The 24,995-nt window shown below is 59.9% G+C and carries 19 protein-coding genes and 1 pseudogene; 13 read left to right on the forward strand and 7 right to left on the reverse strand.

Annotated elements, in window-relative coordinates; translation table 11 throughout:
- The first annotated feature begins 14 nt into the window (after nt 1-14).
- Nucleotides 15-689 (forward strand): dienelactone hydrolase family protein, encoded by a 675-nt coding sequence (locus K2O51_RS07780; protein WP_011301303.1) that lies wholly within the window; start codon nt 15-17, stop codon nt 687-689.
- 1,273 nt (nt 690-1,962) lie between these two features.
- On the opposite strand, the gene K2O51_RS07785 is transcribed toward K2O51_RS07780, so the two are convergent.
- The 4 genes from K2O51_RS07785 to K2O51_RS07800 all read right to left on the reverse strand — a co-directional run bounded on the left by K2O51_RS07785 (nt 1,963) and on the right by K2O51_RS07800 (nt 9,599).
- Entirely contained in the window at nt 1,963-4,404 is a 2,442-nt protein-coding gene (locus K2O51_RS07785) for a chemotaxis protein CheB (protein WP_011301302.1), read from the reverse strand.
- 1,580 nt (nt 4,405-5,984) lie between these two features.
- Nucleotides 5,985-6,269, reverse strand: a complete 285-nt coding sequence (locus K2O51_RS07790; protein ID WP_084792008.1) for a hypothetical protein — start codon at nt 6,267-6,269, stop codon at nt 5,985-5,987.
- Nucleotides 6,270-7,903: 1,634 nt separating this feature from the next.
- Nucleotides 7,904-8,125 (reverse strand): translation initiation factor IF-1, encoded by a 222-nt coding sequence (gene infA / locus K2O51_RS07795; RefSeq protein ID WP_220630021.1) that lies wholly within the window; start codon nt 8,123-8,125, stop codon nt 7,904-7,906.
- 742 nt (nt 8,126-8,867) lie between these two features.
- Entirely contained in the window at nt 8,868-9,599 is a 732-nt protein-coding gene (locus K2O51_RS07800; protein ID WP_011301297.1) for a S1 family peptidase, read from the reverse strand.
- Nucleotides 9,600-10,271: 672 nt separating this feature from the next.
- Between K2O51_RS07800 and K2O51_RS07805 the strand changes: the two genes are divergently transcribed.
- Complete coding sequence (locus K2O51_RS07805) at nt 10,272-10,475, forward strand: cold-shock protein (protein ID WP_010812830.1); 204 nt, start codon at nt 10,272-10,274, stop codon at nt 10,473-10,475.
- A 144-nt stretch (nt 10,476-10,619) separates the two neighbouring features.
- Nucleotides 10,620-10,827 (forward strand): annotated as a pseudogene (locus tag K2O51_RS35745) (IS630 family transposase); the annotation flags it as partial.
- Nucleotides 10,828-10,835: 8 nt separating this feature from the next.
- On the opposite strand, the gene K2O51_RS07810 reads toward K2O51_RS35745, so the two are convergent.
- The gene (locus K2O51_RS07810; protein ID WP_011301296.1) at nt 10,836-11,267 is read right to left on the reverse strand and encodes a hypothetical protein; all 432 of its coding nucleotides are present in this window, start codon (nt 11,265-11,267) and stop codon (nt 10,836-10,838) included.
- 460 nt (nt 11,268-11,727) lie between these two features.
- Nucleotides 11,728-12,585 carry an alpha/beta hydrolase gene (locus K2O51_RS07815; RefSeq protein WP_011301295.1) on the reverse strand — a complete coding sequence of 286 codons (858 nt, stop codon included), beginning with the start codon at nt 12,583-12,585 and terminating at the stop codon, nt 11,728-11,730.
- Between the two features lie 137 nt (nt 12,586-12,722).
- Here K2O51_RS07815 and K2O51_RS07820 point away from each other — a divergent pair, with 137 nt between their 5' ends.
- The 6 genes from K2O51_RS07820 to K2O51_RS07845 all read left to right on the forward strand — a co-directional run bounded on the left by K2O51_RS07820 (nt 12,723) and on the right by K2O51_RS07845 (nt 19,275).
- Nucleotides 12,723-13,508, forward strand: coding sequence for an AraC family transcriptional regulator (locus tag K2O51_RS07820; protein WP_041680302.1), 786 nt, complete (start codon nt 12,723-12,725; stop codon nt 13,506-13,508).
- A gap of 145 nt (nt 13,509-13,653) precedes the next feature.
- Entirely contained in the window at nt 13,654-14,118 is a 465-nt protein-coding gene (locus K2O51_RS07825; protein WP_011301293.1) for a RidA family protein, read from the forward strand.
- A gap of 3 nt (nt 14,119-14,121) precedes the next feature.
- Nucleotides 14,122-15,480, forward strand: a complete 1,359-nt coding sequence (locus K2O51_RS07830) for an adenylosuccinate synthetase (RefSeq protein ID WP_011301292.1) — start codon at nt 14,122-14,124, stop codon at nt 15,478-15,480.
- A 5-nt stretch (nt 15,481-15,485) separates the two neighbouring features.
- On the forward strand, nt 15,486-16,112 hold the full coding sequence (locus tag K2O51_RS07835; protein WP_220630677.1) for a pyridoxamine 5'-phosphate oxidase family protein: 627 nt from the start codon (nt 15,486-15,488) through the stop codon (nt 16,110-16,112).
- Between the two features lie 214 nt (nt 16,113-16,326).
- A complete protein-coding gene (locus K2O51_RS07840; protein ID WP_011301290.1) occupies nt 16,327-17,700 on the forward strand; it encodes an MFS transporter in 1,374 nt (457 codons plus the stop codon).
- Nucleotides 17,701-18,483: 783 nt separating this feature from the next.
- Entirely contained in the window at nt 18,484-19,275 is a 792-nt protein-coding gene (locus K2O51_RS07845; protein ID WP_041680602.1) for an MHYT domain-containing protein, read from the forward strand.
- Nucleotides 19,276-19,541: 266 nt separating this feature from the next.
- On the opposite strand, the gene K2O51_RS07850 is transcribed toward K2O51_RS07845, so the two are convergent.
- Nucleotides 19,542-19,727 (reverse strand): hypothetical protein, encoded by a 186-nt coding sequence (locus tag K2O51_RS07850; RefSeq protein ID WP_220630022.1) that lies wholly within the window; start codon nt 19,725-19,727, stop codon nt 19,542-19,544.
- A 463-nt stretch (nt 19,728-20,190) separates the two neighbouring features.
- Between K2O51_RS07850 and K2O51_RS07855 the strand changes: the two genes are divergently transcribed.
- The 4 genes from K2O51_RS07855 to K2O51_RS07870 are packed head-to-tail and all read left to right on the forward strand — an operon-like array spanning nt 20,191 to nt 24,943.
- Nucleotides 20,191-20,631, forward strand: a complete 441-nt coding sequence (locus K2O51_RS07855) for a universal stress protein (RefSeq protein ID WP_041680300.1) — start codon at nt 20,191-20,193, stop codon at nt 20,629-20,631.
- Nucleotides 20,632-20,674: 43 nt separating this feature from the next.
- The gene (locus K2O51_RS07860) at nt 20,675-21,391 is read left to right on the forward strand and encodes an ABC transporter ATP-binding protein (protein WP_011301286.1); all 717 of its coding nucleotides are present in this window, start codon (nt 20,675-20,677) and stop codon (nt 21,389-21,391) included.
- A complete protein-coding gene (locus K2O51_RS07865; RefSeq protein ID WP_140951381.1) occupies nt 21,385-23,751 on the forward strand; it encodes an ABC transporter permease in 2,367 nt (788 codons plus the stop codon). Before K2O51_RS07860 ends, K2O51_RS07865 begins: the two co-directional genes overlap by 7 nt.
- A gap of 49 nt (nt 23,752-23,800) precedes the next feature.
- Nucleotides 23,801-24,943 carry an efflux RND transporter periplasmic adaptor subunit gene (locus tag K2O51_RS07870; protein WP_166487104.1) on the forward strand — a complete coding sequence of 381 codons (1,143 nt, stop codon included), beginning with the start codon at nt 23,801-23,803 and terminating at the stop codon, nt 24,941-24,943.
- The last annotated feature ends 52 nt before the right edge of the window (nt 24,944-24,995 follow it).

A 24,995-nucleotide genomic window follows, 5' to 3' on the forward strand; every position in this document is an offset into this window, starting at 1 on the left:
GAACGGGGGCGCGAATGAAACTCGTCACTGCGCAGCAGGTAATGATCGACGCGGATGGCGTGGTCCTTCCAGGGGAACTGGCCTTGCCTGACGCGCCTCGCGGGATTGTCCTGTTCGCCCACGGGAGTGGCAGTTCCCGCCATAGCCCGCGCAACCGTCTGGTGGCGTCGATGCTGCACGATGCCGACATCGGCACCTTGCTGTTCGACCTGCTGACGCCGGAAGAGGATATTGGCCTGACGCGGCGCTTCGATATTGCGCTGCTGCGCGACAGGCTCAGCGCTGCGACGGAATCAATAGAACGCCTGGCAGGGCAGCGCGATCTCAGAGTTGGTTACTTCGGTGCGAGCACTGGCGCGGCCGCGGCCGTGCGTGCCGCCGTCGCAACGCCGGCGCACCGGCGTATCAATGCGGTCGTGTCCCGCGGCGGGCGAGTTGATCTTGCCGGCCACGATGCACTTTGCCGCCTGGCCTCTCCGCTGCTGATGATCGTCGGGGAAAATGATCCGGTCGTCGTCAGTCTCAATGCCCGCGCCGCCGCGTGGATACCATGCGAAAAGCGGCTGCAAGTGATTCCCGGCGCTACCCACCTGTTCGAAGAACCCGGCGCGTTGGAGCAGGTCGGCAAGCTTGCCGCCGGATGGTTCGTTCGCCACTTTGCCGCCGCCGAAAGCAAAAGGAAAACGTAGCGCTCTCATTGCCCGTCTGCCCTGGCGCCGGAACTGCGATATTGCAGCTCTGCCCGCACCGTGGCCGGCCTCCGCACCGGCTCGGCAGACCCACCGACATCAGCCGTGAGGGGTTAACTCACGACATGTTCCATTTTCACTGTATCGCTCATTTCGGGTGTGCGAAGGCGGCATGCCTACTGTTTGGGGCCGAAGGGACCCATTGCGCCGAGCAATGCGGTGCTAGGCCGACGCGTGTCGGCTTCGCTTCACTGTCTCGCGGCCCCCAGCTCCCATCGGGATGATCACACGGTGACCGTATCGCTTTTTATTTCCCCGAAAGCGGGTTCCGGTACAGGACCTGCCGCCCGCCAATGCTCCTCTGCAAAACGGCGACATCTCGTCTGACATTAGCGATGGCTTCGATCGGTTCTCTGACGCGGTGGCTTAGCCGCTTGACCCTCAGCCAGTCCAGTCGCGTGGTACCGCTTTGCATATGACCCGGCGGAAAAGGCAACCGAGGTTTCCAGTGATACACATAATGACGGACTCAAAATCAGCGTCTCACTGACTACCGTTATGTTTGTGGTAGCCGATACTTCCAAATGCATAATTGCGGAGTCAATCCATGTCTGCGAGCGCAATGAATAGAACGTTGGCATCATGCGCGACTTCGGCGGAGACAGGCCAACCTCCTGCCCTATCCGGACACCCTCGGCTGCAACTTATGATTGCACAAACGGAGTTAGTTACTGCGGCCCTGGCCACGGCGTGCCGCCTTTGTGATAAGCAGCAAGCCCTCGTCGCAAAACTTGCCCGGCAAGGGCCGCCTCCGCCTAGTGCAATTCAACTGCTTGATACGTTACAAGCAAGCCTTGATCTCCTAGAACGCCGGCGAACCGCGATGCTAGGCATCATCGATTGCATTGCATCCGGGCATCTTTCTGTTCTTCAAAGCCGGGAATTATTGGATTCACGAATTGCGACGATGGCTAACTGCCTCGCCGATTGCAAAAGTTATTCGGTCGATTCATCTTCATTGCTATTTCGACGTCAGCAAGATGGTAGTACGGCTGCCGCACGGTCGGGCAGAGAATACCCGATACCGCTGCAAGTTCGATCAGGCTTGGCAAGATCGTCGCCAGCGAAGGATGGCCGCATAATGAAACTTGTGCCCTTGGTCCCGCATTCTTCATGAGCGTGCCCAAGCTTCCGCCGTTGCGCCTCACACCCTGGGCGGTCAGGCGGAAGGTGACAGTTGTGTTGACCCTTGAACGCTCGCCATGGTGCGGAGTCAGGTATCGTTGCGATGCCGTGGCGCCTCTGTACGCATTTGTTCGCCGATGTCAGTGAACGTGATGGCCACACCGGCTGTCGCGCCTGTCTCCGAGATGTAGGGAAATGTCTTGCGCAGGAAGCATCGCCCACCGTTATCGCGTATGACAGCTTCGCACGGTTCGCCCCCGCTAACCACATGCTGGATGTCGGTATAGAAGTTGGGATCGCGGAATATCGGCACGAGGTCAGCGATTCTTCTTCCGGTATCGGCAGGCCTCAGCGGAAATACATTCCGCATGGTCGGCGTGAACCACTGAAGCTTCAGGTCCAGGTCAAGAAACACAGCCATGACTGCACCGGAAAGCAGTACGCGGTTTTGCATCGCGAGCCGTTCGATGTTCCCCTGCAGGTCGACGTTGGCATCGTTAAGCTCCGCGTTGCTCTGTTTGAGTTGTTCGTTGGATGCCTTAAGTTCCTCATTGAGTGCCTGCAATTCCTCGCGCGATGCTTCCAACTCCTCGCGGGACACGCGCGCTTCGTCCTTCCAGTCGACGCTGGCGCCAATACCAAGGTCATCTTGAAGAAGGCTGGAGCCGGCCGCATCGGGCACGTCAGCAGAATCCTGGTCCCGAATGAATGACACCAAAATGCGATCCCATGCCTTCCCACACGAGGTTTGCAGCGGTGTCAGCCGCATGCTGATGGGAGCGTCGCCGGCAACGCCGTCCTTCAGGTTGGTCAGAGTCAGTGCCTCGTGTCTGTCTAACACCTGCCTGATGCCATATTGGAGCTGCGCCGCCCATTGCCCACGGACCAGATCCGCCAAATTGAGGGAAGGTTCCCCCGCCGGCAGGCTCAGGATGCCCTTCGTGTTGCCATATGTCCTCAGCACCTCGCCCCCGTCGTCGATCAGCACCGACGGAACGTCGAACTGCTCATGTGCGACCCGAAGCGCAGCCGCTGCCCGCGCAGTGCTATGCGGAGCAGGGGACAGGGGGTGCCGTCGGGCGCCTGGCATCGGGCCGACTTTACGATAAATATTCCATTCTGCAGAGACTGCCTCGAATCCCTGTACGTTGAAGGGTAGGGCTTCACTCTTGCCCAGGAAGAGAAATCCGCCGCTGCGCAATGCGCCGTGAAGAAGAAACAACACGTCCTTGACTGTCTCACGCTCCAAATAGATAAACAGGTTGCGGCAGGTAACAAGGTCCAGTTGCGAAAACGGGGGGTCGGAGAGCAGATCCTGCGGCACAAACACCAGCTTTTCGCGCAGGAACCGCTTTACTCGAAAGAACGCGTCGACCCTGTAGAGGTACCGGCTTTGACGCGCGGGCGATAGCCCGGTCAGCGACTCAGTACGGAACAGGCCTCGACTCGCCTTTGCCACGAGTTCGGGCGCCGCGTCTGTGGCAAAGATCTGGAAGTCCAGTGCCGCAGCCTTTTCCTGTCCGATTTCATCGAGAAGCATCGCAATTGAGTAGGCCTCCTGACCGGTCGCGCACGCCGGCGTCCACACCCTCACCGTGCGCTCGGTTCCCGCCTCGGCGACGAGCGGTCCAAGTACATCTTTACGCAGGACCGCCCACGCATCGGTGTCACGGAAAAACTCGGTCACGTGGATGGGGATGCCGCGCACCAGTGCTTCCAGTTCGACCGGATCATCCTCGAGAAGCAGGGCATAGTCGTCGAACGACCAAACTTTTCGTATATCCATGCGTTGCTGGATGCGCCAGAGCAGCGGCGAAGGCTTGTATCCGCGCAGGTTGAGTCCCGCCCGCTGCGCTACCAGCCCGATAATCCGGTCGAGCGTCGCGGACATGCCGCCTGTCCAGTCCCCGGACGCCTCGGGGCGTACATAGGCCGGATCGGCGCAGGCGACTAGTTGTTGGCCGATGGCGCCGACGGGCAGGACATGATCGTGGATGCCGCGCTGTATGACTGCCCGAGGCATGGCGTCATGCAAGGCCGTGAGGGGGTCCTGGACGATGACGATGCCACCAGCCTGCCGGATGCGGACCGCGCCGGCGGTTCCGTCCATGCCGGTGCCTGAAAGGATGACGGCTATGGAGCGCGGCGCTTCACGCAGCGCCAGACTTTCGAGGAATGCGTCAATCGTATCGATGCCGGGGCGTCGACCGCCGCCGTCCGCAGCACTCGTATGAAGCGCGCCATCTTCAAGTGTCAGGATGTGATCCGGCGACGGGATGTACACCGTGTTCGCCGCGGGCCGCATGCCGTCGGCAGCGACTTGGACGGGCAGGCTTGTCCATCTAGTGATCAGATCCGGCAAACCGCTGGGACGGTCGTTGGGCAAATGCTGAAGCACGACAAGCGCAAACGGCAACTTGGCAGGGAGACCCTCAAAAAGCTTTTGCAAGGCCGTGATGCCGCCGGCCGATGCGCCGACGGCAACGACTGGTACATCGACCTGGCCTCTGTCCAGCATTTGCTCTTCCACTGGCTCCTCCGATATCAGAATGTTGCAAACCAGTCTGCAACGCAAGGTTTGAGGTCATCCGGCCGGCCAGTCATTGTAGAACTGCCCAACAAACGATCAGAGTCCCTGTTCGCATTTCTCCGACTTCGCCGACGAAAACGATACTCGTAGGTTTTTTTTGAGTTCTGACGGCCACGGAGGCCGCCACAGCGACAAACACCTATGCGAGAGAAATATGCGGTCGGGCCGCGGACTGCCTGGCGGCCAGGGTAGAGCCGCTGATGCATGACGCAAGCGCTGTCCGAAATGTGATCTAACTGAACACGAGGGCGAGATCCGGGGCTGCCCGCGCGCAGCATCAATCCCTTGTCGCGAAGGATGTCGTTGATCAGCGCGAGACTCTGAGCGGCCAGCTTGTGCGCAGCGCCTGCCTGATCAATTTGTAAGCGGGTTAGGGCGGTGCGCATCGCCCCCCTATACTGCTAGTTGTAGCGTTTCGGAAGCTAAGTGCTTCTGGTTCGCCTATCACTCGTTTCCGGGCTTTCCCCCTCGATGACGTCCTAGGACTTGTGACTCCTGAAAGTCACTCATGGGGATTCCTGGAACATTCATGCAAGATGCCACACGGCGACCGCCGTTCGCCCAATCCCCCAGTAGCCAGGCAAGCCAGCCTTTCCCAAGGGACGATGCAATCGATGTCCGGCGAGAGACTCTATTTCGCAAGACCGATCGCAAAGTTGGCTTTCGCCTTCGTTGCTGCCTTTCCGCGTGTCAGGTTGGCGCAGCCGTGCTCTCATCGTGATGAAGACGCCGTAACGATCCTAAGCACTGCGATATGGGCGGAGATGATCGTTGGCAATGGAAGATGAGCGTTCACAACGGTGACAGTTGTTCAACACTGCCATCACCATGCCACCCTGGCAGGCAATGAAGGAAGATATCGTGCCGAATGAATTTGCAGAGACCACTTACCGTGCCATACATGTCACGCGCCTTCTACGCGACCGCCAGGTGGGCAGGCCGCCGGAGGGGGGCTCCCAGCGATTCGGAGTCATGCGATTGGCGGCGTCCCGCTGGCGTCAGGCAATCACGTTGCTCATTGACTGGGATCGTGCTGTTAAAGAAGGCTGGCCCGACCTGAGGTCACCGTCCTGCATCCAACCCAGGACCGTCAGGAGCATCGGTCGCAGTCATCAAGCAAGTGTCCGCCGGCTCGCCAGAAATGGAAACTGAGATTGCGTGAGGTAACTTCATGCGTACGTTGTTGTATTTCAGTCTGAACGACACCGCCACGGCACGAATGGCACAAGTGCGATTCGGCGATTTGGCCGGTGCCTCAGCAGGCGTCAAAGGGCCATGGTTTGTCCAGCGCGACAATCAGCCCGTCGAGGAATGGGTTCCCAGAGACGGTTGCCTCCCCTGCTCCAGCATTTCGCCAACGCGCCGCACGTTGCGATCACGCTAGCCCTTTCGTCCGCCCGGGAGGCGATCGATGGCATGTCTACCTTCGTTAAGGCGAGGTAGCCGCTCGGCCATGCCGCTGGCTCGGATCAAGAGAAAGAGGGGGCATCGTGTCGGGTCGCGGTCTCAGCGTTTTCGAATCACAGGCCGACGATCGACTCGCCTGCGACCAGACCATCGATAACGTGTTCGCCGTGTCGTACGGCGGCACGCTTCGCCAACCCCAAGTCAGCCCAGTGCATATCTGGAACGTGGAACACGCGCGCATTATTTCCACTAGGTGGCTCACCTTCCCGACAGATGAGCACGGACGCACTGTATGAGCGGTCTGGCCGGCGCTCATGCCATTTGCGAGGAGCGTCATATTTATAGACTAACGGATAGATATCAAATCCCTTACAGTTTTCCGCAGGATAGTTGTCCATCATTTCACTCCAAGTATGGTTTGTTTCCGTACGCACTCTTCGTGACGGCGTTCTGGTATTTAATCAGGATTTTTGACCATCCGCTGTGGCTTACCTTGCATTCTGCATATTCGGTCTAAATAATGGCTGCTAGCGCACGACAATTTTGATTCGCTGTGAATCACAGATAGATTTTTACCTTTTCATGTCGATACGCGGCGACGCCTCAGCTCAGGCCATGAATTATATCGACAGCAAATTTTCCGTAGTGGACGGCGGCCTGCTCCGCGGCCGCGCGCGTGTAGTAATCATCCTCTTCGTCGAATGACTCACAGAACATTCGATCGTCGCGATTCGCTGTGTAACGGATGGCCATCATATAGCACCATTTCGGCCCGGGAGCGCCAGCGCGAACACACTCGCGGGGAGACTCGAATGCCGCGACGTGTATGTACATGCCTCGATACTCCTGGCACAGCCAATTCATTCGTGCTCGCACGGCGGACGCTCGTCAGTCAGCCTCCTAAGGCTTAGGCTGCTAAGATCATCTTTGCAACAGCACATACCATCACCAGTAATGATGTGGAGTAGGCGAACACACTAAGCCAATGGAGCATTCTGCTCGGTATTTCGCTTCGTCGTTGTCGCCAATCAAAGAGCTGCGAGAGGACAAATAGGATAAAACTGGAAGAGTAAACTGCCAACACACGCTTCCCCTCGTAAACGAATCGCTTTTCTCTACATTTAGCGGTTCAGCTACCCCCGATGGGGAATGGCTGAATAGAAAAGAAGCGAACTCTCGCAGATGCTGACTGGCACGTGGATTCGCACGCTTTGCATTGTGGCTTGCGGCAATCTACGCGTCGGTAATTAGGGCGCAGCGAGAAGATCAAGGAGGCGGCATTGAGGACAGTCGCCCCGTAGAGGCGGACGTTTCAACGCGGGTAGCATGGCTACTTGAAGATCCTGCTGAAACAGTTATACGGAGCTTTCCCATCGTAGTCAATGAGACTTTATCGCTCGAATCTGTAAGCGGTCTAGCCGCTCGAGAGCGCCATGACCTGCGGAGCGGTTGCCATGACCTACGCAGATCATGCACAGGGCTGGCGCGGAGCGACGCTTCGCACCAGGTTGGATATCGCTCCACGGTCACGCCCGGTACGGTTGCCCAGCGATGCGGGCTCACGGGGATACTGCCAAAACAGCCGTTCCGCGCGTCGCTCGGTAACCGCGCCTGGTACCAGAGCTAAGACTTCAGGTTGGCGTCTATTCGATCGTGGCCGTTCCACGTCAGGCGCCATGCCATATTTGGGGTTTTCTCCGCCAGTCCATGGTCCTGTAGGAGCAGGAGATGGTGGGCTAGCCTCGAAGGGTCGACATTGCCAAGAGCCTTGCCAAGCTGAACATCAGTCATAGAGGCTTGGATCTCGGCTCGTAGCGCCAGGAGGATTCTGTCCAGCAAAGACTTGTCTCGTTGCATCTCGCACCTCGGATCTTATTGGGTTGCGCCAAGTATTGTTGCTGCGTGGATTGAAGTCCTATGTGGAGCCAGGGGTTGTGCTCTCACTCGTACCTGGACCAACAAAAAAATGGTTCTATTCCGAGGTGGCACCAACAGTGATCGCCATTTCGACACGCAGAAAAGCCGCATTCGCTCAGAACTTGTGGCGATAGTTGATGCGCCCCTTTGTCAGATCGTATGGCGACATTTCGAGCGTAACACGATCCCCGGCAAGAATCCGTATGCGATTCCTCTTGAGCCGGCCAGACGAGTAAGCCCAGACCTCGAAGCCATTCTCCAGGGTGACGCGAAAGCGGCTATCCGGAAGGACTTCCGAAACCTTTCCGCCAAATTCCACCAGTTCTTCTTTTGCCACGGATGCTCCTTTCTGCTTTAGCGAGTGCCACGCGATAGCATGGGATGCCGATGCGGGAATGGTTGCAGGCGTAGGTGTGCCACTGCGCTTTCCCCTGCGCTACGGGCGGCTTGCCTGGCGTTGGCTTCCGTATGGTGCGTGGCATGCCGCATCGAAACATTGGCGACGATACGTTCGGCGCCGTCCTTGTACTCGGAGATCATGTAGTTCGCGAACCAGACGCCGGGCTCTTGTTGGATGGGGTAAACCGAAACGCTGAACGGAGTAATGCTGGGATGCAAATTGTTGCCTGTTCGGAAGGCGCTCGATCCTTGAGGGCGCGTGCAGTGTTCCCATGTTGGTGTGGTACACGTGCCTGGCGATCGGTTGCCATTGCAAAAGCCAGTGTCGCATCCTGCGTGCGATCGCAGGCGGAGAAACTGGTGTGGATTGACCGTGCTTGCGCGAGCCAGCACGCCTAGCACATGCGAGCTGGTTACGGAACGTGCTGCGGGTCGGAAATGATTGCGGCCGATGTTGCCGCGAAAGGTTCGGGTGGACGCCCGTGCTGCCGCTAATACTCTTCTAATGATGATGTCTGGCGGACGGCGCATTGTGGGCATCGACTGGTGTCGACGCAAAGATATGGTACCACTTGCGGAGATTTCCTGCCTGGAGGGTGCGTCCAAGGCCCGGCAGGTACGGTGGATCCGGGGCGACTCCATGGAGTAACAAATCCATCAAGTCTGATCGCCTTTCCAGATCATGCCTCGGTCAAAGGCAGCAGGATGTCGGCATACCAGGCGGAATTCAAGCCCAGGGCTTCGTCTAGTTCAAAGTCCCGCGAGCCCACGTCCAGTCTAGCTGAATGGGTGCCCAGCAGCATCCACGGCAGCGCGCGCGTGGATGCATCGGTCCTGGGCATGCGCATGACCACCGGTGCTCCGCTCGTGCCGCGATGCGTCCTTGCATCGGTCAGGAAGTAGCCATGCCCCTGAAAGCGCATGCCGAATGAGGATGAGATGATTGCCTGGCGCACAACGGGCAAATGATGAAGCGTGTCATGGAATCCCAGCGGGAAGCCGACGATTAGCACCGGTGTGCCTGCTTCGATGCGGTCGCGTGGCCGGTAAAGGTGGGCGGGTGTAAAGGCCCGGTAGACCATGCTCGGCGGCAGCGCGGCGTGGTCGAGTTCGATCACGGCCACGTCGATGCCGCCGCCGCCATCGAGGCCGTCACGCCAGACACTTTTGCCGTCGCGATACAGCGGAATCGAGAAGCCGATGGACGCTCCCATGTTGTCCGGATCGACATGCAGTTCGATCTCGATCCGGTCGGGGAAGTGCTTGGTCGGCTCATCGATCAGCACATGCCGGCTCGTGACAACGAACAGTCGCTGCCCTCTTTCGAAGAAAAAGCCAGTGGCGTTGGTCTTGGCTTGTGGCCCCTCGAATGTGGCAACGCGCGTGACGGCCAGCAGGATCGATTCGATCATGATTCGGTGGTACTCCCTGCTTGCTCAACAACATGGTTGGAAGGCGTCGGGGTTCAGTGCTTGCCAATTCGATCGCCGTTCTTGCATGAAACAATCGTGCTGGTGTCGGCACTCGTCCACTACAGACTTGCGTAGTCCCCGCCTGCCTCTTCGCTCAATACCTGGGACCAGCCTTGTGGACCGCTGTCCTTTGCTTCGCGGTAGCGCCAGATCACACCGCAGTCGGAGCAACGGAATGTGCTGATAGTGACCGTGGCAGCTCGAGGGAGCTTACTTCGCCGTGTATCGATGATATGCAACGCCAGATGTCCGGAGGCCTTGGAGGCGTCGCGCGCCACTGCAAGACAGTTTGCGCAGAGCAACATACCGATCTCTTGAGCTGGAGGGATGCCACTGTAGCATGCATCGCTGAACAATCCGGCACCCTTTCGCGGACGTCTTCAGCGCCTTGGCTTTTGGCGGCCCTGGCAAGTACGTTTCGATTGCCGCGAGATCTTCATTGACCGCGATGCGGCATGCCTGTATAAGAATTAGTGCAGGATCTTCAAGCGTAACCTCGAAGCGTTAGGTACACGCCCCGGCGGCGCCACTTTCTCTCCATGTTTCCTCCTTGATCGTCATGCCTCGCTGCCCACATTTTCAGATCGGCGAGAATTCTTAAGGAGTCCTTACGTGGAAACCGGTACAGTAAAGTGGTTTAATGATTCAAAGGGTTTTGGCTTCATTACGCCTGATGCAGGCGGAAACGATCTGTTCGCCCATTTCTCCGAAATTCAGGGGAACGGGTTCAAGTCGCTGCAGGAAGGCCAGAAAGTGCGGTATGTGGCTGGTGTAGGCCAGAAGGGTCCGGCTGCGACCAAGATCGAACCGATCTAAGTCGACCGCCCAAGGTACGCAAGAAGCCCCGTTGGGAAAGCCGGCGGGGCTTTTCCTTTATGGGTTCACCGTGATGGGTACGGAAGGAGTAGCGTCGGGAACTGGTCTTGAAGTCGTAGACTTCCCCGAGACTCCACGATCGCCATCTGGCGCAAGCACGACATTCGACCACATCGGCTCGATACCCACATGGTGTCCGACGATCCCGACTTTGAGGCCATAGTCGCGGATGGCATCGGCCTGTACTGAACTCGCCGGCGCATGCGGTGTGTTCTGAGTGGATGAGAAGACCGCGATTCAGGGGCTCGATCGGTCCAATCCAACGCGGAGCATCCGGTGCGATTCTTCTGGTTCAGTGGACTAGCAGTCGTTTTGTTGCTGCTCCTCTCGGATGCTTCGGCGGATCTTTCGCAAGGCACGGAGGGCGTGGGGATCATTCGGTTGTTCCATCGTGACGTCAACAGATCTCGCATGATCAGCCAGGGATGCGCACACCGCGTCGCGGAATCGGCCTTCGCCAGAGTCTCCCTTGCTTCTGGCTTCGTGATCGCGCATTGTCTTCCGCTCCAATGCGCGATCGGCCAGGAAGCTCGCTTCATCTTTACGCACGTGCTCGCTCTTTCCAAGGACCGATACGCTGCCTTGGGGAGAGCTATCAAAGATACCGTAGCCATCTGGGCATGCCGCATCTTCGGTGTAAAGTGTCCTGCCACTGCCTTCGCAACGTATTGCATGTGCGGAGGACGCCGTTGCCAGCATCATGCCAAGGAGTGTTGCTCTGATAGTTCTCATGTTAATTCTCGTTGGCGTAGGAATGTGCTTGGCGTGTCAGAGCCGGCGGTGTTGCTGGAATCAACATATGACATCCGAAGATGCGGCATACCCTCTCGATGGCTTAAGGCCGGTGACTGTAGCATGCAGGCAGTCTGTTGGTGGGCCGCATAACGGCTGAACGATTCCATCAAACTGGTGCATCGACCGGTTGAATCCGCAGCTGCGGTAGGCGCCTTCGTCTGGCTTTCCCTTAAATCTTCGAGCGAAGCCGATATTTCGCGCAGAAAAGGGGCGCTGACGGACAACTGAGGGCTCCTCGATCGTTTGCGAATCGCTATCTGGCGTGGCGACCCAATGTCCTTCGTGAGTGATCAAACGGGCCAATCGAAAAATGGTCGCATGAGGTCGGCCGGTTCTGCCCGCGTACGCCGGCCAAGCGAACGACTGCAGGAGTACCGGCGGGCTCGCAATTCAGGTGTCAGGCACGTTCGATCATGCGCAATACGGCGGCGGCAAGGGGACCATTGGCATCCCCCAGCAAATCTACCGCATCGAAATGATGCCCGCGTTCCTGCGCTACAACCTGTACGTCAAAACCGCATTCAGTCAACAGTGCCTGATATTCGCGCTGGAGTCGGTGGTACTCCGGAGATTCATCCCCGCCAACGGTCAGGATCATTGGCAGTTTCACCATCGGCAGATGGTGGATCGGGCTGTAGTTGGCAACATCCGCCTCGTTCAACCCCACCACCCTGTTGAGATAGCACAGGCGGATGGGCTCCAGGTCATACAAGCCGCTGATGGCGCAGCCACCCTTGACGATATCGGCGGGCACGCCGAGCGTTTCCCAATCCGTTCCTGCCAGCATGGCGGTGAGATGGCCGCCGGCGGAGTGACCCGAGACAAAGATCCGGTTCGCGTCGCACCCAAGCTCCCCGGCGTTGCGATAGAGCCATGCCACGGCACCACGATTGTCGCCCACGATTTCGCCCATGCTGACATCAGGGGCGAGGCGGTAGTTCACCACAGCGACATTGATGTCGTGCCTCAGATAGGGCGCTGCGATGTAGCTGAAGTCCGATTTGTCCAGCGATTGCCAGTAGCCGCCGTGGATGAAGACCAGCAATGGACGGTCCTTCGTGTTGGCGGGAAAGAAGTCCAGGGCCTGCTTGATGTTGGGACCATAGGCGAGATTCTCCCTTACTGGATGGGCTCGACGAAATTCGGCGCTGGTTTTCTCCCACCCTCGAAAAATATCCTGGAAGCCGGGGATGCCGGCCCTGACGTTGTACTGCTGGTCCAGTCCTTCCTGATTGAAGTTTCGATACACTGACATTACATTTGGCTCCACACTGTTGGATCGATGTTTCGATTCATTAGATCGTTGCGACGCAAATTGGCGTCCGGCCAAAGATACTTGTCGGCGTAAGGTGCGGCGCGCCCCTGGGTGACAACGACTATCGCAAAGACGCCATGTTTGGAAAGAGTGAAAACCGGGATGACTACCAGGCGATAGACCGGCCGGTGGGCGGGATGGCGAGGAAGCTGAAGGATGGCTTCCATATCTCCGCTCATTCTCATCCGCGCGGCCAACTCATCTACGCCTATGTGGGCGCAATCCTGGTTACAACGGACTTCGGTTCCTGGGTCGTGCCGCCGCAGCGCGCGGTATGGGTGCCGTGCAACGTCGAACATGCCATGCAGGCTTGCGGCGACGTCGAGATGCGCACCGTCTATATCCGTGCCGATGCCGTTCCCGCGGAACTGCGTGATTGTTGTGTCGTCGCTGTCCCGCCCTTGTTGAGGGAGCTGATTTCGGCGGTGGTTCGCATGCCCCTGGACTACGATCCAGGCAGCCGGGATGGCCTCGTGGTCGAGCTGCTCTTGCAGGACCTGCGACCGCTTTCCGTCGTTCCGCTGCACTTGCCGATGCCGAAGGATGCCCGGCTTAACAAGATCTGCGCGAAGATTCTCGACGATCCCTCGGACGAGACCTCCGTGGAGGCGTGGAGCCGCTCGGTGGGCGCAAGCGAGCGGACCATCATCCGCTTGTTCCCGGAGGAAACGGGCATGACGTACAGCCGCTGGAAGCAGCAGGCAAGGCTGATGGCGGCAGTGCGGCTGCTCGCCGAGGGATGTCATGTCACGGACATTGCCTTGCAGCTTGGATATGAAAGTCCAAGCGCCTTCAGCGCCATGTTCAGGCGAGCGCTGGGCATGACGCCTACCGAATATTTCAGGGACAGGGCCGGCGACTAGCATCGCGAGTAGTTTGGCGTCTTCTCGACATCAACTGGCGTCACCGCACGAATCGCATACCGCACCATGCGGCACAGTCAAGGTGTCGGCGGCCTGCCAGCACCGTGTGGGCTCCGTCGGCACTTTATCCAGTCGAGGAGTCAGTATGTCAGTGATGGATCGTATCCAGGCTGCCGGCATTGTCTTGCCCGCCGCCGAAATCCCGAAGGCACTCTATGTCCCCTACACGCAGCACCATGGTTTGCTGACGGTATCGGGGCAATTGCCTCTGCGGAACGGCAAGCCCTTGTTCGTCGGCACGGTGCCCGACGCAGTCGCCGTCGAGGCGGCACAGGAAGCGGCACGGCTGTGTCTGGCCAACTTGCTGGGTTGGGTCGCCGCCGCTGTGGAGGGCGACTTCGAACGTATCCGCGGCGTGGTCCGGGTTGGCGGCTACGTGGCGGTGAAACCTGGGTTCAATGACGCCCCCCTGGTGATCAACGCGGCGTCGGACCTTCTCAACCGGATCTTCCAAGAGCGGGGGCGTCATGCACGCCTGGCGATAGGCGTGGCGAGCCTTCCCTTCGGTGCGCCGGTGGAAATCGAAGCGACCTTTGCACTGGACGTGTAGTCGATGGACACCGCGACAAAAACCGGGTATGCGGACGTGCTGGTTGGGCTGCAGTACGGCGACGAGGGAAAGGCCCGGGTGGTTGACCACCTCGCTGCCGGGTATGACGTGATTGCACGCTTCAACGGCGGCGCGAACGCAGGGCACACCATTGCCACGTCTGAGGGCATCTTGCGGCTCCGTCAGGTACCTTCTGGCGTGCTGCACCCTCGGGTTTCCCTCTACATCGGCTCGGGCTGCGTGATCGGCTTGCGGCAACTGGCATCCGAAATCGAAATGTTGGCCGGGCAGGGAATCGACCTGGCGGGGCGCCTGACCATCAGTGACCGATGTCCGGTCGTGCAGCCAGCGCACTTCCTGTCTGATCGTCGGGATGGCGGGCGCATCGGCACCACCGGCAACGGTATCGGACCCTGTTACGCGGACTTGGCGGCCCGCATGCGGGGCGGCGAGCGATCTGCGTTTCAGCTTTGCGACCTCATGCGGGACGAGAGCAGGGTGTTCGAACAGATGATGCGGCTGGCAGCCCAACGCGATGACGAGGATATCGCGGTCCTCATTCAAGAGATGCGCCAGGCATGGCAGGTGGTGCGGCCCTTCGTAACCGATAATCCGGTTGCCCTCCTGGAGCGGGTTGAAGGCGGGGCGCGGGTTCTGTTCGAGGGCGCTCAGTCAGTCATGCTGGATGTTGTGCAGGGCGCCCAACCCTGGGTGACGTCCAGCCATACCCTGCCTTCCTACGCCTACGTGGGCGGTGACCTCCCATGCCGGTATCACCGCAAGACAATTGGCGTGGCCAAGGCCATGGTCTCCCGCGTTGGCAGCGGTCCCTTGCCGACGGAACTCGGCGCGGAGCGCTCAGAGGCATATTGCGCCGACGCGGGGCGCGAGGGGCGCGGCAGAGCTGATGAGGCGGCACGCTTTGATCCGCGGGCATTGCTCGCGCAAGGGGACGCCTTCTCCACCGGTATAGCGATCCGCATGCTGTCGAACGAATATGGCACCGGTACCGGCAGGCCGCGTCGGGTAGGTCTGCTCGACGTCGCTCAACTCCAGCTTGCCATACGGCAGTTTGGGGTCGACGAGGTCTACCTGAACAAGTGCGACAGCCTGGCGGTTTTTGCGCAGACTCGCGACCGGTGCATTCCGGTCGTTGTCGGCTCACGCGACGGCAATGCCATGCATGTGATGCGATTTCCGGCTTTCGATGAGAGCGTCATTCCGCGCGACGACGCAACGCCGCTTCCTCCGCAACTTGAAACCCTGCTCGAATGGTTGGCGGATGTCCTCGGCCGGCCACTACGCGGCATCGGATTGGGTCCGCAACGTGCGCAGATGCGGCTATTCAAGACTCAACCATGAACCCCATGAACATTGAGACACCATCCTACTTTCGTAGCGAAATGCGTCGCGCCGACCTGGCCTGGACCGACTGGGCTGCCGTCGAAGCCTTCCTCAGGGACGAACTGATCTGCAGGGTTGCGGTGCATGACGCACCGTTCCCCTACATCACTGCGCAGAGCTTCACTTTCACCGGCGACACGTTCCTGATCCACAGTTCGAGATTCGGCAAGCTCGCGTCGGCGATACGGGCGAATCCCCTTGTCACGATCGAAGTGGATCGGCCTATCGGGTTGCTGAAGGCGCCCAAGGGACAGAACACAAGCCTCGAGTACTACAGCGTCATCGCGCGATGCGAAGTGAAACTTCGGGAGAGCACGGACGACGTGCGTGCCCACCAGAACCAGGCGCTGGAGAAGTTCAGACCCGAGAAGGACTATTCACCGATCGAGGATGGAGCAGCAAATCAGATCATTGCCTATCGATGCGAGATTCGTGAGCTGAGCGCGAAAAAGCGCATCCTTGCCGACGGCCAGTACTCGCCGCCGGGGCAGCCGAAAGCGCCGTACTTGCGCTATCCATTCCAGTCTGGCGCTACGCTGTCCGGCTTGCCGCCGGAGGCATTCGATCCTCACAAGTTCGCAGCAAGGTAACTCGCGAGATCCGACGATACGAGAGGTGCTCCGGCACCTCTTTTTTTCGTTCGTCGAGAGAGTTCCTTGGCACTTGCGAGACAGAGCTTGGCGTTCCTGCGCGGGCCTCGACTACGTCTCCACGCGACAGTAGCAGGCGATACGCATCGATGCATATCGCGCTGCCAGCAGTGCCCCTCCCGAGGGTCCTGGCATCAAAACTACTGGAGACAAGATGAAACACACCCCACTCGAGCTGATGCGCGTGCGCACCGGCGACCGGCTGGAACGGCTACCCGTATGCGGTTACCACCGATTCCTGTTTGCCGTTATTGCACTGGCCTTCTTCTTCGACAATCTCGACCTGGCCATGATGACCTATCTCCTGGGATCGATCCGCTCGGAATTCGGATTGACTCCCGCACAGGCCGGCATGCTCGGCAGCGCTAGCTTCGTCGGCATGGCTGTCGGTGCGCTCGGCTCCGGGGTACTGGCGGACAGGTTCGGCCGGAAGCCGGTTTTCCAGGTCAGCATGATCATCTGGGGCGTTGGCAGCTACCTCTGCTCCACCGCGCACAGTCCGACGGAACTTGGCGCGTATCGGGTCTTGCTTGGCCTGGGCATGGGCATGGAACTTCCTTTGGCCCAGACGCTGATGTCGGAATTCATTCCGGCGCGCCAGCGCGGCAAGTACCTGGCACTGATGGATGGAAACTGGCCGATTGCCTTCATTTGCGCGGGCATGATGTCGTACTACGTGTTGAGCGCATATAGCTGGCGCACGATGTTCCTGCTCGGCGCGGTACCGGCGCTCTTCCTCCTTGTCATCCGCCGCTACGTGCCGGAGTCCCCTCGCTGGCTGGAATCGCGAGGCCGGCATGCGGAGGCGGCCGACATCGTCGAGCGGATCGAGCAATCGGTGATGCGGCGGATGAAGCTGCATGCGTTGCCCGAAGTCACTCCCATGGTTGCCGCGCCGGAGCCGGCTGCATCGGGCCTTCGCGTGCTCTGGTCCCGCGAGTACCGCAGTCGGACGTTGACGGTATGGGGTCTGTGGTTCTTTGCCCTGCTGGGGTTCTATGGTCTGAACACCTGGATTGGCGCATTGTTGCAGCAGTCCGGGGTGGGGGTGACCAAATCGGTCTTGTATACGGTCTATATTTCCATCGGGGGCATTCCGGGGTTCCTCTGGGCCGCCTGGGCAGTGGAGCGCTGGGGACGCAAGCCTGCCTGCGTCGCGACGCTGGTGGGCGGTGCCTGCATGGTGTTCATCTACGGCAGGGTGGCCGGTTCCCATTCTGAAGCCTTGGTGCTGTTCCTTTCAGGCGGCATGATGCAGTTTTTCATGTTCGGCATGTGGGCGGTGCTCTATACCTACACGCCTGAGCTCTACCCCACGCGCGCACGCGCCTCTGGTTGCGGAATGGCATCGACGGTCGGCCGGGTGGGTTCGTTGCTCGGCCCGGCGCTGGTGGGCCTGATACTGCCTGTCGCCGGGCAAGCTGGCGTGTTCTGCCTTGGCGCGTTGTGCTTCCTTGCGGCGGCGGGGATCGTGTGCCGGTTCGGCATCGAGACCCGGGGACGAGCGCTGGAGACCATTGCTGACTGATCCAGGCGGGCCCTCTTCAGGTTGAGCGAAGCGAGCAGGCCGTCATCAAGGTCTTGAATGATGCCGTGCTCACCAGGGAGGGCAACACTTATCGCGTCGCAGTGGCGATCGTGGCCGACGGTCCGCAGTAAAGGGCAGGGTCAACGAGTGATCTTCGTGAGCGGCCAAGCGCTGACGGCGCCCGCGTTTTCCCCGCGCAAGGGGACGCCAACGCGATGGTGTACGCCTTTCGGCCGCAACTGGCGCAATTCACACGGGATCGCAGCCGGCTCTAGCGCGGCAGCGTGCCATCCTAAAGCGCCGCCGCGAACGGGCTAGAGGGGAGGGCGTACGGTCAGTCGTCGCGCCAGTGGTGCCATTCGCGGCGCTGCGCTTGCCATGCGTGCTCCTGGCGCTCGCGCCATTCATGTTCTTGATGCTCCCGCCATTCATGTTCGCGCCACGCGCGAGCGCGCCAGTCTTCGTAGTAGCCTGGTGAGAGCACGACAGGTTGGCGCTGGATTCGCCCGCCCAAGTTCATTGGTTTTGGGTCCGAGCATGGCCGCGGTGCCCTACGGTCCGCAACGCTGCGTTTAACCGAAACGAGGTATTTCTATGCCGCGCGCTCCGCAGCATACTGACCGAGGGCATGGCAGGCTGCCGGTACGAGCTTCGGCGGGCCTGAAAACGCAAAGACCGTATCAGACACTGACAAGAAATTCGCTGTATCTCGAAGTCAAGCATGGCAATAGGGGCTATCCCGGAATGGCTCCAACAGTCGTATTTTTCAACGGGGGGTGAATGATGTTTGTCGGCTTCCAGGCAGTTCCCGGCGCAATCGTGCCGTACGCTTATGACTGGTCGATGATCGGTCTGTCGTTCCTAGTCTCCGTATGTGGCGCCTATGTGGGGCTGCGCTGGTCGCAGCGCATTCGCAAGGGCGACGGTCGGCTTGATGTCGACCGCCTGCTTTGCGCGTGCGTGGCGTTGGGAGGCGGTGCGGTCTGGTCCATGCACTTTATCGGCATGGTTGCCTACCAGACGCCGACCCGTCGCGAATTCGACATGCTGCTGACCATCGCTTCGCTGCTGGCGGTGCTCGTGCTCGTTGGGGCGGGGCTGGTTATCGCCTCACGGCCTTTCGGGGGGCGTACGGACAATATTGTCAAAGGAGGCGTGCTGACAGGGCTCGGCGTGGTGGCCATGCACTACACCGGCATGGCCGCGGTTCACTCCAACTCGCGCTACGATTGGGATATTGGCATCATTGCGTTGTCGCTGCTGATCGCCGTGGTGGTATCGGTCATAGCACTATGGCTAGCCACGACCGTCAAAACCGCCGGTAAGCAGTTCGCAGCGGCCATGGTCATGGGTCTTGCGGTTTGCGGCATGCATTACACGGGCATGGCTGCCGGTACCATGATCTGCACCAGCCCAAGCTACTCACCGAGCCTGTTCGCCATCGAAGGCGGCAGCATCGGCTATGCGGTTTTCGTGCTGACCATGGTCACGCTACTGATCATCCTCCTGATCGAAGCGACCCGAGCTGGCATCGATGCGGCCGCGGCGTCGACTTCCGGTTCGCGACCTCGATAACAAGAGTTCGTTCTTTGCAAGCACAAGCCCTCGCAGCACTGCGAGGGAAAGGCGTCGCGTCGTCCCCAGCGTCCAAGCGATGGATGCCGAGTACAAGCGCTGCATTAGCCGAGGCGTCTCAGCCGGTGCAAGTCCCGAGCAGGGGAAGAAGTCAGAGGCCGATGTGAAAGCGTTCTTTAGCCGGGCAATGGGGTTGTAGCGATGGTGCGCTGAGTCCGCGGCATCGGCCGGTTCGCTGGCGGCTGACGGGCCAGGAGAGAAGCCCGTTACACCATCATTTCGCCGACGCTGCCGGGCTCGACCGTGCTCGGCACGAGATGGGTTCCGATCACGGGTGACTTCGCCATCTTCGGCACCGGATAGTCGGGGAAATTGCTCCGGCCTTGCTGGCGTACAGCGCCGCGGTCAGCCTGAATAAAATCCCGCTTTCCTTCTGCTGCTTCTTGTAGCACCGATGCTCTACTGTCCGAAGACGGTGACGGATCCTCAGGCTATTCTCGTGGGATCCTCCTGCTCGAACGCCCGCATCAACGCCCCAATCTTCATTCAAGTATCGCACGCGTGGCCTGGGGGTGGCGTCTGATATCGGTTGTGGGATTCGGAATGCTTGCCCTAATCGGAGCAGTTGGCGTCGGAATAGCAGTCGGACTAAGTCGCAATCTCTAAAGTGCTTTAAGGTGCGCGCTGGAATGTGAGCATCCCGTCGACCGTCCGACGAGGCAAGGTCGGCCGTTCTACAACGCATGCAGCTTAATCCTTGATCCAGCCCAAATCCGTGAATGCTTCATCACCTACCTTATTAACATGGGCAGTGCGGTAGAAGGTAACCGCCGAGGCTTGTAATCCGTCGCTTTTCGCAATGCTGTGCGGCGCAACATTTGATCGTCGCGGTCTTCGTCATCCAAGGAGTATGTGATGCAATCCATTGTACTTGCGGCCGATGGGTCAACGTACAGCGATGCAGCGGCGCAATGTTTGGCTGCCGGGAAATTACTGAAGGGGCCATTGCTCGTACACCTCGTCCACTGCATGCCCGACGTGTCTGGGGAGGTGAAGTCCTACATCAGCGCCGCTGACCTTGCAGCATGGCACTCGGACGAGAGTGGCCGGACGTTGCGGTCTGCCGCTGAGATCCTGAGCGCAGCGGGTGTTCCGTTCGAACAGCACGCGCTGACGGGTTTTGCACCAGAGCGCATCGTCGCGTTAGCACGTTCGGTTAATGCAGCAGCGATTGTGATGGGCACTCACGGCCGTGGCGCATTCCTGGATGCAATTGTTGGTTCCGTAGCGGGCCGCGTCATTGCTCACGCCCCGTGCCCCGTCATTTTGGTGAAGGCTGGCACTACCAGTAGCTAAAGACTGGGAATGCATGACCTCCGGTAATGAGGTCAGTTCTGCTATGTCCAACGATCGCAGCCCGCTCTTTCGCGTGCGCGGCGTCTATAAGACGTATCGAACCGGCGAGGTGATCGTCCACGCGCTGAACGGTGTGGACCTCGACCTTTATGACCGGGAGTTTGTCGTCCTATTGGGAGCATCGGGAAGCGGAAAATCGACGTTGCTGCATATACTGGGCGGACTGGACCGCCCGACGTCCGGGACCATCCAATACCGGGACCATGACCTGGCAAACGCCGATGAGGCCGGTCTTACCGTCTACCGCCGCGAGCACGTTGGTTTTGTATTTCAGTTCTACAATCTGATCCCGAGCTTGACGGCCCTGGAAAACGTCGCACTGGTGGCCGATATCGCCGAGCACCCCATGAATCCGCTCGATGCCCTTGAGTTGGTAGGGCTATCGGCGCGCAAGGACCACTTTCCAGCGCAACTCTCCGGCGGAGAACAGCAGCGCATCGCCATTGCCCGTGCCGTCGTCAAGCAGCCGGACATTCTTCTTTGTGACGAGCCAACCGGAGCGCTGGACTACAGCACGGGGAGGCTTGTACTTGAGGTTCTTCAGCGCGTGAATACGGAGCAGGGTGCAATCACTGCCGTTATCACGCATAACACAGCCATAGCTGCAATGGCTGACCGCGTGCTACACATCAGCAGTGGTCGCATCACAGAAATTGAGCAGCACGCGACGCGAGCAACTCCATCGGAGCTGCGATGGTAGCCGCGCGCTTAACCATGCTATCGCGTGAGTTGTGGCGGCTTCGCGCCCAGGTTACTGCCGCGGCGCTGGTCGTCGCATGCGGCATAGCCGTGCTGGTCGCGATGAATGGGGCATGGCGCTCTCTTGCATCTTCCAAAGACCGTTACTACGAGATGCAGCGCTTTGCCGACGTGTTTGCCAATGTGAAACGTGCGCCGGTTTCCCTCGAAAGACCCATTCGCGCTATCCCGGGCGTGCGGGAAGTCCTCATGCGCATCGTCCATGACGTTACTGCGGATGTACCGGGCACCCGTGAGCCGGCCACGCTTCGCCTCATCTCCCTGCCAGCCGCTGGCAAGGTCGGCATCAATGGGCTATGGGTTTCACGAGGCCGACTTCCAGACTCATCCCGTGACGACGAAGTCGTCCTTAGTGTCGCCTTCGCAGATGCCAATGGACTGGATGTCGGGGGGCACGTGACAGCCATACTCAATGGTCATGCCCGCCGGTTGACGATCACTGGCCTCGGAATGTCACCCGAGTACGTTTATGAGGTAGGGCAGGGCATGGTGTTTCCGGACAATCGCCGGTTCGGCGTCATGTGGATGGGGCACGCCGAAATGGAATCCGCCTTCGATATGGAGGGGGGCTTCAATGATCTGGCCATCCTGCTTGACGCCGAGGCCCGCCCCCAGGAGGTCGTCACAAGGCTGGACCGGATACTTCTCCGTTACGGCTGCCTCGGAGCGTATGAACGGACGCTGCAACAGTCGAATCGATTTCTTAGCGATGAACTCGACGAGATCCGCGTGATCGCCAACTACGTCCCAGCCCTATTCCTGGCGGTGGCGGCTTTCCTGCTGTATACGTTGCTGAGTCGCCTCGTGACCTTGCAGCGGGCAGAGGTTGGTTTGCTGAAGGCGTTTGGCTACAGCACCGGGACCGTGGCTCTCCAGTATGTGTATTTTGGCCTGGCGACGGTATTGCTTGGGGTGCTGCTCGGCGTGCCTGGCGGGCTGTATCTGGAGAAACTGCTGGTCGACCTATACCGCCAGTATTTCCACTTCCCCGCGCTGAACGCCGAGGTCTCCCCCGGGATCGTGGTCGGCGCTGTCATGGCGAGTGTGTGTGCGGCCTCCGTGGGCAGTGCATCGGCCGCCCTGCGCGCAGGGCGCTTGTCGCCAGTTGAAGCGATGCGCCCTGAGTTACCGCTCGGCTTCCGGGCGAGCTTTCTCGACCGTGCAGGCCTCCTGGCGGTGCTGCCCATTCCCCTGCGGCTAATTTTGCGCAATCTGGCTCGTAGGCCGGGCAAGGCCTTGATGTCCATTACCGCCATCGCGCTGGCCGTGGGGTTGACCATCGTCGGACGGTTCGGACTCGACGGCGTCAACACCATTCTCAACCTCCAGTTCGACCGCGTTCAGCATGAAGACGTGACGTTGATCTTCAACGAGCCGCGCCCCCTGCGGGTCGTCCATGACTTGGCCCAGATGCCGGGCGTCCTGCGAGTCGAGCCATTTCGCGTTGTGCCGGTATGGTTGCGCCACGCTAATCGCTCCAAACGCACCGAGATCACAGGTCTGGAAGCCAGGGGCGAGTTACATGAGATTGCGGGCTACACCTCCGGACGTCATCCAGTTGCTTCGGACGGGCTTGTACTCTCGGCAAGACTGGCAGCGGAGCTGGGCTTATCGGTGGGCGAGCGTGTTGAAGTTGAAGTGCTCGAGGGCCGCCGCAACAGTCTGGTCATGCGGGTAGCGGATGTCGTCGATGACCTGCTGGGCGCCGCTGCCTACATGGACCACAAGGCATCGTCCCGCTTGCTGGGCGAAGCGCCGGCAATCAGTGGGGCGTACCTCCGTGTCGACGCCGACAAGGCACAATTGCTGTACCAAAGGCTCAAGGGCCTGCCGGTCGTGAGTTCCGTGATCATACGCTCCGCTGTAATCGCCAGCATCCGCAGAACGCTTGATCGGACGTTCGTCGTCTTCAGTCTGGTGCTGGCGGCGTTCGCCACGGTGATCGTGGCTGGGGTCGTCTACAACAACTTTCGCATTGCGCTGTCCGAGCGCGGGAATGAACTGGCAAGTCTGCGGGTACTCGGATTTTCCCAGCAAGAGGTTGCGGGGATTCTGCTCGGCGAGCAGCTCTTTCTGACGGTCTTGTCCTTGCCGGTCGGCATTGCGTTGGGCTATGGCTTGTGCGCCTTGCTCGTCCCCATGTTCGACCGCGAAGCCTTCCGCATCCCGCTCCACCTGAGCAGGCAAACACTGGCCCAAGCATTGCTGCCGGCCATCGGCGCCGCGGCCGTGGCGGCACTGCTTGTCCAGCAGCGGCTGCGACGGCTGGACCTGATCGCAGTGCTGAAAACCAGAGAGTAAGGCGATGCGGTGGTCAAGAGTCAAGACGTTCCTGATGGCGGGTGCTGCCATGATTGCGGCAGGCCTTGGCTATCTGCTGATGCCAGAGCCGGTGGAAGTGGAGGTGGTCAAGCCGTCCGTTGGTGCGATGGCAGTCATCACAACCGAGGAGGGAGAGACCCGCAGCAGGGAACGCTACGTTGTTGCCGCACCTGTCGCAGGAAGGCTAATGCGGATCAGCTTGCGGGAGGGCGACTGGGTGCATGAAGGGGAAGTGGTGGCAGAACTCGCGCCCCTGCCGCTCACGGCCCAGGAACGCGAAGAAGCCCAAGCACGGGTGGCTGCGGCGCGTGCGGCATACCGTGAGGCGCAAGAGCGCGTCCGGCATGCCGCCGAAGACCACGCTCAGGCGCAGCGCGAACTGCAGCGTGTCGAGAGGCTGGTGCGGGAGCGCTTCCTGTCTCCCCAGGCAGGGGAGCAGGCCGCCAACGCCACCATTACCGCCGGCAATGATCTCGCCGCGGCGCGCGCCCGCGCCAGCACCGCCTTGCAGGAGGTCCGCGTGGCAGAAGCCGGCCTGCTGGCCATCGAGGAGCACAAACGGGGGCGCTGGCCGGTCGTGTCGGTTCATGCACCGTTCACCGGAGCCGTATTATCCATTCCGGAGCGCAGCGAGCGGGTTGTCGCTGCGGGCGAGCCCTTGCTGACGATCGGCAATCCACACGACTTGGAGATCGTGGTCGAACTACTGTCAACGGAAGCAGTCAAGGTGCGGCCGCAGATGCCGGCGCGCCTGGAAGGATGGGGCGGCGAGCAAGCGGTACAAGGCAAGGTTCGGCTCGTGGAGCCCCATGCGTTCACCAAGGTATCCGCACTGGGCATAGAAGAAAAGCGGACCCGGGTGATTATCGACGTTATTGATCCACCCTCTGGGCTGGGCGACGGATTTCGCGTCATAGCGAGCGTTGTGCTGTGGCAGACCGATCACGCGACAAAGTTGCCCGCGAGTTCGCTGTACCGTTGCGGCGGTGCCCAATGGTGTGTGTTTCGGCTTGAGGGCGACCGGGTGCGCAGGACGGAGGTCAGGATTGGTCACCGGAATTCGGATGAGGTGGAACTGCTTTCTCCCTTGACCGGCGGCGTACAAGTAGTTCGATATCCGCAAAGCAGCCTTCAGGATGGCCAGCGGGTAAAGCTGCGTACCGACCCCTAGTCCATTGTGTCGGTCGAAATGCACCCCGAATCGACTGCGCCCCTAGGTTACA

The organism is Cupriavidus pinatubonensis (assembly GCF_019602855.1).
In the GTDB taxonomy this organism is placed as follows: Bacteria; Pseudomonadota; Gammaproteobacteria; order Burkholderiales; family Burkholderiaceae; genus Cupriavidus; species Cupriavidus pinatubonensis.

What these genes read in the sequence shown, in the direction of transcription:
- K2O51_RS07780 (WP_011301303.1), top strand. Translation starts at nt 15, where the DNA reads ATGAAACTCGTCACTGCGCAGCAGGTAATGATCGACGCGGATGGCGTG.
- K2O51_RS07790 (WP_084792008.1), bottom strand. Translation starts at nt 6,269, where the DNA reads ATGGACAACTATCCTGCGGAAAACTGTAAGGGATTTGATATCTATCCG.
- K2O51_RS07800 (WP_011301297.1), bottom strand. Translation starts at nt 9,599, where the DNA reads ATGATCGAATCGATCCTGCTGGCCGTCACGCGCGTTGCCACATTCGAG.
- K2O51_RS07810 (WP_011301296.1), bottom strand. Translation starts at nt 11,267, where the DNA reads ATGAGAACTATCAGAGCAACACTCCTTGGCATGATGCTGGCAACGGCG.
- K2O51_RS07815 (WP_011301295.1), bottom strand. Translation starts at nt 12,585, where the DNA reads ATGTCAGTGTATCGAAACTTCAATCAGGAAGGACTGGACCAGCAGTAC.
- K2O51_RS07820 (WP_041680302.1), top strand. Translation starts at nt 12,723, where the DNA reads ATGTTTGGAAAGAGTGAAAACCGGGATGACTACCAGGCGATAGACCGG.
- K2O51_RS07825 (WP_011301293.1), top strand. Translation starts at nt 13,654, where the DNA reads ATGTCAGTGATGGATCGTATCCAGGCTGCCGGCATTGTCTTGCCCGCC.
- K2O51_RS07830 (WP_011301292.1), top strand. Translation starts at nt 14,122, where the DNA reads ATGGACACCGCGACAAAAACCGGGTATGCGGACGTGCTGGTTGGGCTG.
- K2O51_RS07835 (WP_220630677.1), top strand. Translation starts at nt 15,486, where the DNA reads ATGAACATTGAGACACCATCCTACTTTCGTAGCGAAATGCGTCGCGCC.
- K2O51_RS07840 (WP_011301290.1), top strand. Translation starts at nt 16,327, where the DNA reads ATGAAACACACCCCACTCGAGCTGATGCGCGTGCGCACCGGCGACCGG.
- K2O51_RS07845 (WP_041680602.1), top strand. Translation starts at nt 18,484, where the DNA reads ATGTTTGTCGGCTTCCAGGCAGTTCCCGGCGCAATCGTGCCGTACGCT.
- K2O51_RS07855 (WP_041680300.1), top strand. Translation starts at nt 20,191, where the DNA reads ATGCAATCCATTGTACTTGCGGCCGATGGGTCAACGTACAGCGATGCA.
- K2O51_RS07860 (WP_011301286.1), top strand. Translation starts at nt 20,675, where the DNA reads ATGTCCAACGATCGCAGCCCGCTCTTTCGCGTGCGCGGCGTCTATAAG.
- K2O51_RS07865 (WP_140951381.1), top strand. Translation starts at nt 21,385, where the DNA reads ATGGTAGCCGCGCGCTTAACCATGCTATCGCGTGAGTTGTGGCGGCTT.
- K2O51_RS07870 (WP_166487104.1), top strand. Translation starts at nt 23,801, where the DNA reads ATGATTGCGGCAGGCCTTGGCTATCTGCTGATGCCAGAGCCGGTGGAA.